The sequence below is a fragment of the Methylorubrum subtropicum genome, assembly GCF_038442325.1.
Classification (GTDB): Bacteria; Pseudomonadota; Alphaproteobacteria; order Rhizobiales; family Beijerinckiaceae; genus Methylobacterium; species Methylobacterium subtropicum.
On sequence record NZ_JBBXMW010000018.1, the window covers coordinates 1 to 12,776 of the forward strand.

A 12,776-nucleotide genomic window follows, 5' to 3' on the forward strand; every position below is an offset into this window, starting at 1 on the left:
TGCACTTCCAGCATCGATCACCTCCTGTCTATAAGGAGGCGTCAACGCATGGCCTTCAACGCGGATCGACGCGCCGAAAAGTCATATGCGATAGCCCTGCCCTTGCGGGGAGGGGTAGGGGTGGGGGTGGTGCCGGATGAGGCTCGGCAATCCATCCTGAACCACCCCCACCTCCGGCTCCTCCCCGCAAGGGGGAGGAGAGGCACCTTGTCTGTCGTCGCGCCTTTAATCCCGGCGTTCCGCATCCCGCGGCGTCACGCCGAAGGCGTCGAGGATGCGGTGGAGCGCTTGGCCAACCGCCTCCGTGCCCTCTTCGCGGGTCTTGAGGCGGGTTTCCAGCCGCTTGATCTGCGGCTCGAATTCTTGCGGGATCTCCGGCTCGTCGCCGAGGAAGCGAGGCTCGGGCGCCTTCACCGTATAGACGGTGCGCAATTCGTGTCCGAGATGGTCCCGCACCGATTCCGGCAGAGGCGCCGGATCGGACGCGTCGTCGTGTCCGCTCATCGTCCGTCCTGTTCGGGTTAACTGGATTCTGAACAGTCAACGACGGATGCCGCGAGAGCGTTGCGTGCGTTTTCGTTCCCGTCTGCTCTTCGGACGGCATGAAGCGCGGCGTCCGAGGATTGATCACCACCAACGAAAACGGCCCCGGCGCGGGTGCGCCGGGGCCGGTGAGCGGCGCCGCCCGGGGGCGGCGCGCTTCGAAGTGTCGATTAGTCGATGACTTCGATGATGCGGTGACGGCCGTCGACCAGCACCGGGCGGTCGTTGACGACGGTGTAGCGTGTGCCGCGGGCGACGCTGTACTCGCCGGGGACGTCGTAATAGGTCACGCCCGAGTTCGGCAGCACGGTTCCGACGGCGATGCGCCCATCGTAGTCGTAGGAGCGGACGTTGCGCTCGCGGACGTAGGAGCGGAAGCGGGGACGGTCATCGACGCCGAGGATGCCGCCGATGGTGCCGGTGGCCGCGCCGACCGCGCCGCCGACGATCGCGCCGACCGGGCCGGCCGCATCCGCGCCGTCCTGAGCGCCCTGAGCGGCGCCGCGCAGGGTGCCCTGCGCCTGGGCAGCCATCGGCAGGGCAAGGGCGATCGCCGAGGCGGCCAGAAGGGTCTTGATCTTCATTCGAGCATCTCCGTCATCGTGACGTCCGCCGCCTGTCGTCTGCGGCGAAGCATGGCCGAACAACGCAGCATGCGGCGATTGGGATGCATGAAAAAATGAGAAAGGCCGAGATTATCCGCGTCTGCCCCGATTCGGGACGGTTGTTTCACGCACGGCGCGGAGCGTGGATGAAAGCTGTTTCCGACATCCGGCTCATGGACGCGAAAACGCCATCGCGAGGCTTCGCGATGGCGCGGTATTCGAAGTCCGAAAGGGATCAGGCGTTCGAGCGGTCGGCGAGCTTGCTCGCGACGAACGACATGCCGCCGCCGACCACGAACAGGATCGCGAAGGTGATCACCGCGTGCTTGAACAGCAGGGGCTCGATGCCGGTGTCGGTGAACAGCACGGTGAGCACCGCGGTGATCGGGATGAGCAGGAGGATCGAGAGCGGCACCAGCGGGTTCATGTCACGTCACTCGCGTTGTCGAGGCCGCGCGCGGCCTTCGAATCTCAACAGATTTGCGGAGGCGGTCTTAGCACCGCGCCTCGGGCCAAGGAAACTCCCGCCAAGCCGGATTCCGCCGAGCTGCCGCAAAAGCCGCGGGGACGCGGCATCGACCCGAACCACAACCGCAGGATCAATTGCGCGTGAATGACTTGTGCGCTGTGGCTCTCGCCTCGGAACCATTCTAACCTGCGGTCGCAACGGGACGATGGCACGCCAGAGGCCCCACCCGTCGAGAAACCGGAGGAAACCATGAGCGAGACCAGCGCGCAGCCGAGCCTCTACGAGCGGCTCGGCGGCTACAACGCCATCGCGGCGACCGCCGACGACCTGACCGAGCGGCTCTACGACAACGCCACCCTCAACGCGAACCCGGCGATCAAGGCCTTCCACGACAAGCAGGATCGGGCCGGGTTCAAGTACATCCTGACGAACTGGGTGGTGCAGTACAGCGGCGGCCCCAAGACCTATCACGGCCGCCCGCTCGGCGAGGCGCACGCGCATCTCAACATCACCGAGCGCGAGTTCGACATCGTGATGACCGAGTGCCGGACGACCTTCTACAAGTTCAACGTGCCCGAGCGCGAGCTGGAAGAGCTGATGGGCATGCTGGAGAGCTACCGCGCCGAGGTCATCAAGGGCATGAGCCACCACAAGGGCCACCCGCTCGAAGCGGGCTGAGGTGTTCCGGCGCTCCTCCCACTCTCAGCCCTCATCCCGAGGTGGCGGCGCAAAGCGTCGCCCTCGAAGGAGCCCTCCAGCCCGTCGCGCGATCCCTGGAGCCCTCCTTCGAGGCCGCTGACGCGGCACCTCAGGATGAGGGAATTGGTCGGGAGAGGCAGCGCGTCGAAAACCTTCAGTGCCGGAAGTGGCGCACGCCGGTGAACACCATGGCGAGCCCCGCCGCGTCGGCGGCCTTGATCACGTCGTCGTCGCGCATGGAGCCGCCGGGCTGGATCACCGCGGTGGCGCCGGCCTCCGCCGCGGCGAGCAGGCCGTCGGCGAAGGGGAAGAACGCGTCGGAGGCGACCGCCGAGCCCTTGGCGAGGCTCTCCGGTAGCCCGAGGCGCGACGCGGCCTCCGCCGCCTTGCGGGCGGCGGTGATCGAAGAGTCGACCCGCGACATCTGCCCGGCGCCGATGCCGACGGTGGCGCCGCCCTTGGCGTAGACGATGGCGTTCGACTTCACGTGCTTGGCGACCCGATAGGCGAAGCGCATATCGGCGAGTTCGGCGTCCGTCGGCTGGCGCTTCGTGACGACGCGCAGGTCCATGTCGTCCACGGTCAGGGCGTCGCGGCCCTGTACGAGGAAGCCGCCCGCCACGGTGCGGAGGGTCTCGCCGCGTTCGCGCGGGTCGGGCAGGCCGCCGGCGAGCAGCAGCCGCAGGTTCTTCTTGGCGCCGACGATGGCCATGGCCTCCTCGGACGCATCGGGGGCGATGATGACCTCGGTGAAGATCTCGACGATTTTTTTCGCCGCCTCGGCGTCGAGGGGGCGGTTGAGGGCGACGATGCCGCCGAAGGCCGAGGTCGGATCGCAGGCCAGCGCCCGCTCGTAAGCCGAGAGCAGGTCGTCGCCCTCGGCGACGCCGCAGGGGTTGGCGTGCTTGATGATCGCCACCGCCGCGGAGCGGGCCGGATCGAATTCGGCGACGCATTCGTAGGCGGCGTCGGTGTCGTTGAGGTTGTTGTAGGACAGCTCCTTGCCCTGCACCTGCCGCGCGGTGGCGATGCCGGGGCGGAGCGTTCCGGGCAGGCGGTAGAACGAGGCCGTCTGGTGCGGGTTCTCGCCGTAGCGCAGGCTCTGGCCGAGGCGCCCGCCGAGCGCGCGGAACTCGGGGGCGGCGTCCGACGACTCGACCCCGGCTAGCCAGTTGGCGATGGCGGCGTCGTAGCTCGCGGTGCGCGAAAACGCCTTCTGGGCCAGCCGCCGCCGGGTCGCGGCGGTGAGCGCGCCGTCGTTGGCGCGCAGCTCGTCCAGCAGTGCCGCATAGTCGGCGACATCGACCACGACGCCGACGTCCGCATGGTTCTTGGCCGCCGCGCGGATCATCGCCGGGCCGCCGACATCGATGTTCTCGACGCAGTCGTCGTAGGCCTTACCGCCCTTCAGCGTCTCCTCGAACGGATAGAGATTGACGACGAGCAGGTCGATCGCGCCGATGCCGTGGGCGGCGAGCGCAGCCTGATGCTCGGGGTTGTCACGCACCGCCAGCAGGCCGCCGTGGACGGCCGGATGCAGGGTCTTCACCCGCCCGTCCATCATCTCGGGGAAGCGCGTCAGCTCGGAGACCTCGGTGACGGTGAGCCCAGCCTCGGACAGCGTCCGGTGGGTGCCCCCCGTCGAGACCAGCTCGACGCCGAGGCCAGACAACGCGGTGGCGAATTCGATGAGGCCGGCCTTGTCCGAAACGGAGAGGAGGGCGCGGTTCACCCGGATGTGGTCGCGCGGCATGTCGGTCGTCCGTGTCGCTCAGAGGAATTTTGGGGCGCGGTAGCACGGATGCGGGCCGGGCGGCCAGTTGCGGTGCGGGAAGCGGCGGGTTTTGAACGGGTTTGGTGCGGGGCTGTACGCTTCCTGCACATCCTCCACCGTCATTCCGGGGCCGCGCAGCGGAACCCGGAATCCACCCGTGATGCGCCGTTACACGAGGCATCGCGGCCAGTCGTGGATTCCGGGTTCGCCCGCGGCGCCCCGGAATGACGGCGAGGACGGCTCAGACCCGCTCGATTCGCCAGCGCACCCGCGCCTCGTCCGCCACCATCAGATGCAGCACGATCTGCGCCGTGCGCCGCGCGCCCACCACGCCCGCGAAGTAGACGCTCTCCTCGATGGCCAGCCGCGCGCCGTCCGCCGTGAACAGCCACGTCTCGCCGGTCGGCAGCGCGAGGGTGATCCCGCCCTCCGGCTCGGCCCTGGCGGCCACCGAGGTGTGGAGATGAAAGCGCACGGCGACCTCGCGGGGGCGACCCCCGTGGCGGCCCTCTCGCAGGAAGGCGTCCTCGCCTTCCAGGGCTTCGGGGGCGGAGGTGAGGGTCCAGCGCCGCTCGTGGATCACGCCGAAATCGGCGAGATAGCCGTCGTGCCGGGCCGCCAGCACCGAGGCGCCGGGCTCGGTGCGGCGCTCGACCGTGACGGGGCCGGGGCCGCTCAGCACCACGGGGCCGCGCCGCTTCAACAGCCACGCAGTGGCGAGCCGGGCACCCCAGGGGCCCGCGGTCTCGCCGAGGAAGCGGCAGGAGGAGGTGTCGGCGACCGTCGCGGTCGAGTGGGCGGCGGTGCTGCGGGCCATGCGGCGCAGTTCGTCGCCGCTCGCCGGCATGCCGCAATTGACGACGATGCGCTGCGCCCCGCTCGACAGCTCGAACGAGAGACAGCCCGCCCCGGCATTGCGCGCCTGCGACAGCGGCGGGGGCGCGCCGACATCGCAGACCACGACGATGCGGCCGGTCTCCAGCCGGGCGTAGCCGGAATGGGGCGCGTACATCAGCGGCTCGGTGCCGGCGCCGTCGTAGACCAAGAGCGTCGCGAGATGATCGGCGGCGGTGACGCCCATGCCGTTGAAGTGGCTGAGCGAGGCGTCGCCGTGGCGCAGAAGGCGCAGCGCCGGCAGCATCCGGTCCACGGCGCGCAGCAGCGCCTCCGGCGGATCGACGCTGCGGCTGAGGAAGCTCTGGCGCAGGGGCAGCAGGTCGAGCAGCAGCTCCATGGCGAAGCGCGGATCGCGGGAGCGATGGCCGCCGTCCGGGAGAATCTGCCGGTCGAGTTCGCGCACGAGGATGCGGGTGGCCCGGCGCAGGATCGCCTCAATGCCCTCGCAGCAGAGACCCGCATAGGTCAGCGCCACCGCGGCCAGCAGGCGCGATTGCGGCGGGGCCGAGCGGCGCAGCGAGATTTCGAGTTCGCGCGCCCCGCGCCCGATGCTCTTGAGGAAGGCTTGGTAGAAGGCGTGGTCGGCGCCCTCCAGCACCAGCGGCGACTGGCACAGGAACGAGATCATCCGCCGCGTGGCCACCGGCACCGGGCGGGCGCGGGCGGCGTCGCCCCGGCCGCTCATGAAGTCCGAGACGAAGGCGCGGGCGTTGGCGCGGGCGAGCGCGGTGTCGGCGGCGCGCAGGTGGCGCAGCCAGCCGAAGCCGTAGAGCGCATCGGCCCATTCCGGGGACGGCGGATCGTAATCGAAGGGCGAACGCCCGCTCACCACCAGCGAGCGGCCGGCGAAGACGAACAGCCCGGCATAGATGTCGTCGGCGAGCGAGGCGTCGCTGGTGCGCAGATCGTGCGGGGCGATGACGAGGCCGGTCACGCGGGCGCGAGTGAGGATCTCGGGCCGCTTCGCCAGCCGCCCGAAGCGGTTGCGGGCGCCGCGCCGGATCTCCTGGCCGACCAAGCGATAGAGCTGCCAGCGATGGGGCCGTCTGGCCAAGCCGTCCCCTCCCTAGCGCCGCCGCGGGCTAACCATCGCACGTCTCGGCTCACGGCCGAGCTTAGGACGAGCCTCTTAACCGGTCGTTAAGGCTATGTCGCGCCGGGCGCGCGGCTCTTCCCCTCCCCCTTGCGGGGAGGGGTCAGGGGTGGGGGGGGTGCCGGATGAGGCTCGGCAATCCATCCTGAACCACCCCCACCTCCAACTCCTCCCCACCCAGATCGGGCTTGCTCGATCTGGGCAAGCGGAGTGCGAATTTCGGGCAAGCCCGAGATTCGTGGGGAGGAGAGCGCGTCGAGGAAAACTATCGCGCCGGCCCGGTCTCCACCGGCCGCGCCGGGTCCGAGCCCCATTCCGACCACGAGCCGTCGTAGAGGGCCCGCGGCGGGCGGCCCAGCGTTTCCAGCGCCAGCGAGACGATCGCCGCGGTGACGCCCGAGCCGCAGGTGGTGATGACCGGTCGGTCGAGATCGACCCCGGCCTCGGCCATGGCGGCGCGCAGCGAGGCCTCGTCGCGCAGGCGCCCGTTGGCCTGGAGCGCGGCGTAGTGGAGGTTCTTGGCGCCGGGCATGTGGCCGGGGCGCACGCCGGGGCGCGGCTCGGCCTCCTCGCCGCGGAAGCGCGGGCCGGAGCGGGCATCGACCAGCTGCGCCGAGCCGTTGGCCAGCGCGCGGGCGACGTCGTTCGCGTCGGCGACCGCGCCGCCGTCGAGCCGGGCGGTGAAGTGGCGCCGGTCGCGCGGGCGGCCCTCGCCCTCCTCGGTCGGGTAGCCCGCCGCGACCCAGGCGGGCAGGCCGCCCTCCAGCAGCACCACGTCGCGCATGCCGTAGGTGCGCAGCATCCAGCGCACCCGCGGGGCCGAGAACAGGCCCATCCCGTCATAGACCACGACCTGGGCGCCGTCCCCGACGCCGAGCCCCCGCATCCGCGAGGAAAAAACCTCCGGCCGCGGCAGCATGTGCGGCAGGGGCGAATCGGTGTCGCTCATCGCGTCGAGATCGAAGCGGATCGCGCCCGGAATGTGGGCGGCGCGGTACTCGGCCTCGGCGTCGCGCCCCTGCGCCGGCAGGTACCACGAGGCGTCGAGCACGACGATGTCGGGCGCGCTCAGGCGCTGGTGCAGCCAGTCCGGCGTGACGAAGGGCTTATCCGCCATGATGGTCCTCGCTTCGCGTGAACGCGTGAGCGTCCCCTTGGAGGTGCCTCGGCCGACGCCCGCGATACCGGGGATGCGGCGGCGGGGCGGGCGCTTTAAGAGGCACGCACGATCCCCACATCCGGCATCGGCGCGCGTTCGGCAAGGCCGGGGCGCCGTTTCCCTCCGCGTCACGGCGCCGTGTCAGTGCGGCAACCCTCAAGGACCGACGAGAAGCGCGTGCGAGAGACCTATCACATCGAAGTGCTCGGCCCCGACGAGGCCGACGCGCCGGGCGGCGTGCAGCAGCGCATGACGGTCCGCACCGACACCCCCGAAGCCGCCGCCGAGCGCGCCCGCCGCCTGTTCGCGCGCGCCCGGGTGCCGCAGCGCTCCGGCACGCCGGCCGAGGCGGTGCGGGTCGTCGACGGGGCGGGTACGGAGGTGTTCCGGATGAGCCGTTTCGATGAAGGTTAGCTCGAAATGACAAGCGCTCGGAACGAGCGATTGTGCCGTATGGCCGGGCGCGAAGAGCGCCCCGCGCAGCGGCCTCGGCTTTCAGCCGAGGCATCTAGCGGAGCGAGCAGCCTAAGAGCCTGTTTGAGATCCTCCGCCGGCCATCCCCATCTGTCTCGTGTCACCAACACACGATCCGTCTGGCAGGACGGAGGAGAGAGCAGATGTGGACGGACCGGCATCGGACGCGTCATGAGACACGCCTGAAGGATGTAGTGATGCAGGCGGGCCTGGACGAGGTGGCCCGCTTCCTCGAGCGGATGGACCCGCCGACCCGATCGGACGCCAAGCCGGCGCGAGCGGTGATGGCGGCCATTGCTTGGCATCTGCGCACGGGCGGCGGATGGCGAGCGTTGCCGGGCGGCTTCCTGGCTTGGCGCACGGTCTACGGCTGGTTCCGGCGCTGGGTGGAGAAGGGCCTGTTCGAGACCCTGATGCGCGCGCTGGCGCGCCGTCAGCGCCGCCGCTGGGGGCGGCGTTCGACGCCGAGCCTGGCGATCATCGACACTCAGAGCGTCAAGTGCATCAGTGTGCGAGGCCCTCGCGGCTATGACGGCGCCAAGAAGGTCGTTGGCCGAAAACGCGTCATGATGGTCGATGCCGAGGGGCACATCCTGGCGCTGGCCGTTGTGCCGGCCGACGTGCAGGACTGCGACACGCTGCCGACGCTGGACGAGGGCAAGCCGCTCTGGCCGAGCCTACGCCTAGCCGTTCTCGACGGCGTCTTCCGGGCCAAGCGCTGCGAGGAGTGGTGCAATGTCCACGGCATGCGCTGCGAGGTCGTCAAGAAGGATCCCGAGCAGAAGGGCTTTGTCGTGCTGAAGCGCCGCTGGGTCGTGGAGCGAACCTTCGGCTGGCTGAGCCATTGGGGCGGCCTGCTGCGCGAGCGGGCCGGCCGCCTCGCCTGTGTCGCCTGCCTCATGGCCGCCAACGCCCTCAACAATCCTGCATAACATTTCGATCTCAAACAGGCTCTAAGGTCGCGGACGCGACCGCCGGCGCTTGAGGCCGGAAGTGAGTCCTCATTGACTTCGCACCCGCAGCAACGCATATCGCTCCTGCAGCGTCAGCGGCTCGTGCCGCTTGAGGGGGCTGCGTGACGGTTCGCGCCGCGTGACGGTGCGCCCCGGCCCCTCTCTTCAACGTGCATGCACCCCGGAGCGCCCCATCACGCGGGCAATCCCCCGCACCATCGGACCCGCCCCCACGTCCGTGCGCCTTGCGCCGGGCCTTTTCGGGTTCCGCTGCCTTGAGAAGTACCGACTTGACCCAGTTCACCGATTTCGGTCTCGCCCCGCCCGTGCTCCGGGCGCTCGCGGAGGCCGGCTACACGGCGCCGACGCCGATCCAGGCGCAGGCGATCCCGCCGGCCATGGAAGGCCGCGACCTGTGCGGCATCGCCCAGACCGGCACCGGCAAGACCGCCGCTTTCGCCCTGCCGATCCTGCACCGCCTGTCGCGCAGCACCAACCGCGCCCCGCGCCGCGGCTGCCGCGTGCTGGTGCTGTCGCCGACGCGCGAGCTCGCCAGCCAGATCGCCGAGTCGTTCTCGGATTACGGCCGGCACCTGCCCTACACCAACACCGTCGTGTTCGGCGGCGTGAACATCGGCCGCCAGGAGCGGGCGGTGGCGCCGGGCGTCGACATCCTCGTCGCCACGCCGGGCCGGCTGATCGACCTCGTGGATCGCCGCGCGCTGACCCTGGAAGGCGTCGAGATCCTCGTCCTCGACGAGGCCGACCAGATGCTCGACCTCGGCTTCATCCATGCGTTGAAGCGCATCGTGAAGATGCTCCCGCGCGAGCGCCAGAGCCTGTTCTTCTCGGCCACCATGCCGAAGAACATCGCGGGCCTCGCCGACCAGTACCTGTCGAACCCGGTGCAGGTCGCCGTCACCCCGGTGGCGACGACGGCCGAGCGCGTCGAGCAGCAGGTCATCTTCTGCCACACCGGCGCCAAGCAGGCGCTGCTCGGCCACGTGCTGCGCGACCCCAAGATCGAGCGCGTGCTCGTCTTCACCCGCACCAAGCACGGCGCCGACCGCGTCGTGCGCGGCCTCGACAAGGTCGGGATCGCGGGCGCGGCGATCCACGGCAACAAGAGCCAGCCGCAGCGCGAGCGGGCGCTCGCCGCCTTCCGCGACGGCTCGTGCCGGGTGCTGGTGGCGACCGACATCGCGGCGCGGGGCATCGACGTCGAGGGCGTGACCCACGTGGTCAACTACGACCTGCCGAACGTGCCGGAGAGCTACGTCCACCGCATCGGCCGCACCGCGCGCGCCGGGGCCGAGGGTCTGGCGATCTCGTTCTGCAACGACGAGGAGCGGGCCTATCTCCGCGACATCGAGCGGATCACCCGCCAGAAGGTGCCGGTGGTCGGCTTCCCCGAGGGCTTCGTGCCGCCGTCGCGCCAGGAGGCCGCCGAGACCGCGGCCGACGAGGAGCGTCGCCCGCCGCGCCAGCCGCAGGGACGTCCCGGCCAGCGCCAGGGCCACGGTCGCCCCGGCGGCGGTCGCGGCCAAGAGGCCCGCGGCGGCGGTCGCCCCGGCGGTCAGCCGGGCCGCGACCAGCGCGCCGAGCCCCGCCAGGACGGCCGCGGCGGTCAGCCGAGCCGCGGCAACGGTCAAGGCCGTCCGCAGCAGCCGCGCTCCGAGCGTCCGGCCGAGGCCAACGGCCAGCGCCGCCCCGACGGCCGTCCGGGCAACCGGGCGCAGCGTCCGGCCCGCCCCGGCGGCGAGGGCGGACGGGCCATCGGCTGGCTCGACCGCTCGCCGCGCTCCTGAACCTTCCTAACTTCCTTCGGGCCGGGGCATCGCTCCGGCCCGATGCTTTTGGAGACCCCCGATGCGGTTCGAACTCTACCGGGATGCCGCCGGCGAGTGGCGCTGGCGCCTGCGGGTGCAGAACGGCAACGTCATCGCCGATTCCGGCGAGGGCTACGTGCGGCGCGAGGATTGCGAGCACGCCATCACCCTGGTGAAAAGCAGCGGAGAGGCCTCCACCGTCGACATGACGACGAAGATCGCCTGATCGTTCGGCGGAAACTACGCAGACGACGAAACCGTCCGGCCTTCTCCGGCGTTCCAGCCCGCACGGGCATCGCAAGGGTTGCGCACGCTCGCGCCTGCCGTAGAGGGAACGTCGACTTGATCAGGACATTGTTGCTCGCCGCGCTGATGGCGCTCGGCCTCGCCGTCGCCGCCCCTCAGGGCGCTTCCGCCGCCCCGGTCGGCCCCTCGGCCGCCCTCCTCGCCGAGACCGCGCCCGCCACGGTCGAGAAGGCGCAGTACTACTACCGCCGCCGCGGCTGGGGCCCGCGCCCCTATTACGGCCGCCGCTTCTACCGCCCGCGCCCGTTCTACCGCCGCCCGTACTACGCCCGTCCGTTCTACGGCCCGCGCCGGTTCTACCGCCCGCGCCGCTTCTACTACTAAGTCGTTTCGGCCTCGCGCCGTCCGGAACCCGGAGCCTCGCGGCTCCGGGTTCTTTTTTTGGGCAGGGTGACGGTTTTTCGGCATCATCGTGCCGTTCGCGCGGGCAGGCCTATCGGCGGGCACCCGGTTCGATGTAGGATCGTGCCTGAAGCGAGACGGGCCGCGACAGTCGGGCCGCTCCGGAGGAAGGCCCGATGATCGATCTCGTGACGCGCAAGCCGCGCGCGAAGGCGCAAGCGCGCGCCCTGTCCTGGCAGGACATCCCCCTTGAGGTCGCCATGTGCGCCGCCGCGATTTTTTTGGCCGCCGGCCTCAAGCTCGCGGGCTTCATGCCCTGACCGCTGCCTCTGGCGCGGCCGCCGGGCTCGTGCTTGGCTGAGGCCGCGAGCCACGACTCGCCGGGGGAGGGATCGATGACGCCAGCGAGCGAGACCGCCGAGGAGATGCCCAGCGGCGACCTGACGGTGCGCACCATCGCCATGCCCGCCGACACCAACGCCAACGGGGACATCTTCGGCGGCTGGGTGCTGTCGCAGATGGATCAGGCCGGCGGCATCGCCGGGGTCGAGCGAGCGCAGGGGCGCGTCGTCACCGTCGCGGTCGAGGCCATGACCTTCATCCGGCCGGTGCGGGTCGGCGACGTGCTGTGCGTCTACACCCGCGTCGATCGGGTCGGCCGCACCTCGATGAAGATTCACATGGAAGCCTGGGCGCGCCGCTTCCAGACGCAGTTCCGCGAGAAGGTGACCGAGGCGACCTTCACGTTCGTCGCCATCGACGACGAGGGCCGGCCGCGCCCGATCCCGCCGGAGGGCTGAGCCGGCGTTTGGTGCTGGGCGCGCGGCGGTCTAGAACGGACGCCCGACTTCTGGAAACGCAAGAATCCGCATGCCCGCCACGCCCCGCGCCGCGATCATCCCGGTCACCCCGTTCCAGCAGAACTGCACGCTGGTCTGGGACGACGCGACCAAGGTCGGTGCCGTGGTCGATCCCGGCGGCGATCTCGACCGGATCGAGTCCGCGATCCGCGCGCAGGGCGTGACGGTGGAAAAGATACTGCTGACGCACGGGCATATCGATCATGCCGGCGGGGCCGCGGAGCTCAAGGAGCGGCTCGGCGTGCCGGTCGAAGGCCCGCACGAGGCGGACCGGTTCCTGCTCGATTCCCTGCCGGAGACGGGCGCCAATTACGGCATCGACGGCGCCCGCGCCGTCACCCCCGACCGCTGGCTCAACGAGGGCGACAGCGTCACCGTCGGCGGGCTCACCTTCGACATCCTGTTCGTGCCCGGCCACTCGCCCGGCAGCGTCGTGTTCGTGAGCCGCGACGCCCGCTTCGCGCTCGTCGGCGACGTGGTGTTCCAGGGCTCGATCGGCCGCACCGACCTGCCCGGCGGCAACCACGAGCAACTGATCCGCGGCATCAAGGACAAGGTGCTGCCGCTCGGCGACGACGTCGCCTTCATCCCCGGCCACGGGCCGACGGGCACGCTCGGCCAGGAGCGGCAGGCGAACCCGTTTCTGCAGGGGTGAGCAACTATTCCGGGCGCGCCTGACGGCAATCGCCGAAGAGCGTCGGCGCGCCTAACGGAGGCTTAACGGAAAGAGGGCAGAAAACCGGGTGCAACGCCGCCGATCCGTCGCGAAAAGC

The 12,776-nt window shown here is 70.5% G+C and carries 15 protein-coding genes; 9 read left to right on the forward strand and 6 right to left on the reverse strand.

Annotated features, from left to right (window positions below; all coding sequences use genetic code 11):
• Positions 1-225: 225 nt before the first annotated feature.
• The 3 genes from AAHG03_RS20920 to AAHG03_RS20930 form a co-directional block, all read right to left on the reverse strand.
• Positions 226-504, reverse strand: coding sequence for a hypothetical protein (locus tag AAHG03_RS20920; RefSeq protein WP_342152918.1), 279 nt, complete (start codon positions 502-504; stop codon positions 226-228).
• A 209-nt stretch (positions 505-713) separates the two neighbouring features.
• Entirely contained in the window at positions 714-1,127 is a 414-nt protein-coding gene (locus AAHG03_RS20925) for a DUF1236 domain-containing protein (RefSeq protein WP_342152920.1), read from the reverse strand.
• Positions 1,128-1,383: 256 nt separating this feature from the next.
• Positions 1,384-1,575, reverse strand: a complete 192-nt coding sequence (locus AAHG03_RS20930) for a hypothetical protein (protein ID WP_342152921.1) — start codon at positions 1,573-1,575, stop codon at positions 1,384-1,386.
• 291 nt (positions 1,576-1,866) lie between these two features.
• Here AAHG03_RS20930 and AAHG03_RS20935 point away from each other — a divergent pair, with 291 nt between their 5' ends.
• A complete protein-coding gene (locus AAHG03_RS20935) occupies positions 1,867-2,295 on the forward strand; it encodes a group I truncated hemoglobin (RefSeq protein WP_342152923.1) in 429 nt (142 codons plus the stop codon).
• A 175-nt stretch (positions 2,296-2,470) separates the two neighbouring features.
• Here the strand turns inward: AAHG03_RS20935 and purH are convergent, their stop codons facing one another.
• The 3 genes from purH to sseA form a co-directional block, all read right to left on the reverse strand.
• Entirely contained in the window at positions 2,471-4,069 is a 1,599-nt protein-coding gene (gene purH, locus AAHG03_RS20940) for a bifunctional phosphoribosylaminoimidazolecarboxamide formyltransferase/IMP cyclohydrolase (protein WP_342152924.1), read from the reverse strand.
• 262 nt (positions 4,070-4,331) lie between these two features.
• Positions 4,332-6,041 carry a heparinase II/III family protein gene (locus AAHG03_RS20945; protein WP_342152925.1) on the reverse strand — a complete coding sequence of 570 codons (1,710 nt, stop codon included), beginning with the start codon at positions 6,039-6,041 and terminating at the stop codon, positions 4,332-4,334.
• Positions 6,042-6,345: 304 nt separating this feature from the next.
• Positions 6,346-7,197 carry a 3-mercaptopyruvate sulfurtransferase gene (gene sseA / locus AAHG03_RS20950; RefSeq protein WP_342152926.1) on the reverse strand — a complete coding sequence of 284 codons (852 nt, stop codon included), beginning with the start codon at positions 7,195-7,197 and terminating at the stop codon, positions 6,346-6,348.
• Positions 7,198-7,416: 219 nt separating this feature from the next.
• Here sseA and AAHG03_RS20955 point away from each other — a divergent pair, with 219 nt between their 5' ends.
• From AAHG03_RS20955 to AAHG03_RS20990, 8 genes are all read left to right on the forward strand, one after another.
• On the forward strand, positions 7,417-7,653 hold the full coding sequence (locus AAHG03_RS20955) for a hypothetical protein (RefSeq protein WP_342152927.1): 237 nt from the start codon (positions 7,417-7,419) through the stop codon (positions 7,651-7,653).
• A gap of 257 nt (positions 7,654-7,910) precedes the next feature.
• On the forward strand, positions 7,911-8,645 hold the full coding sequence (locus AAHG03_RS20960) for an IS5 family transposase (RefSeq protein ID WP_342152928.1): 735 nt from the start codon (positions 7,911-7,913) through the stop codon (positions 8,643-8,645).
• A 311-nt stretch (positions 8,646-8,956) separates the two neighbouring features.
• A complete protein-coding gene (locus AAHG03_RS20965; RefSeq protein ID WP_342152929.1) occupies positions 8,957-10,474 on the forward strand; it encodes a DEAD/DEAH box helicase in 1,518 nt (505 codons plus the stop codon).
• Between the two features lie 61 nt (positions 10,475-10,535).
• Positions 10,536-10,721 (forward strand): YegP family protein, encoded by a 186-nt coding sequence (locus tag AAHG03_RS20970; RefSeq protein WP_342152930.1) that lies wholly within the window; start codon positions 10,536-10,538, stop codon positions 10,719-10,721.
• Positions 10,722-10,837: 116 nt separating this feature from the next.
• The gene (locus AAHG03_RS20975; protein ID WP_342152931.1) at positions 10,838-11,125 is read left to right on the forward strand and encodes a hypothetical protein; all 288 of its coding nucleotides are present in this window, start codon (positions 10,838-10,840) and stop codon (positions 11,123-11,125) included.
• 194 nt (positions 11,126-11,319) lie between these two features.
• Entirely contained in the window at positions 11,320-11,463 is a 144-nt protein-coding gene (locus tag AAHG03_RS20980; protein WP_342152932.1) for a hypothetical protein, read from the forward strand.
• 75 nt (positions 11,464-11,538) lie between these two features.
• Positions 11,539-11,943 carry an acyl-CoA thioester hydrolase YciA gene (yciA, locus tag AAHG03_RS20985; protein WP_342152934.1) on the forward strand — a complete coding sequence of 135 codons (405 nt, stop codon included), beginning with the start codon at positions 11,539-11,541 and terminating at the stop codon, positions 11,941-11,943.
• Positions 11,944-12,013: 70 nt separating this feature from the next.
• Positions 12,014-12,658: an MBL fold metallo-hydrolase gene (locus AAHG03_RS20990; RefSeq protein ID WP_342152935.1), complete on the forward strand. Its 645-nt coding sequence runs from the start codon at positions 12,014-12,016 to the stop codon at positions 12,656-12,658.
• The last annotated feature ends 118 nt before the right edge of the window (positions 12,659-12,776 follow it).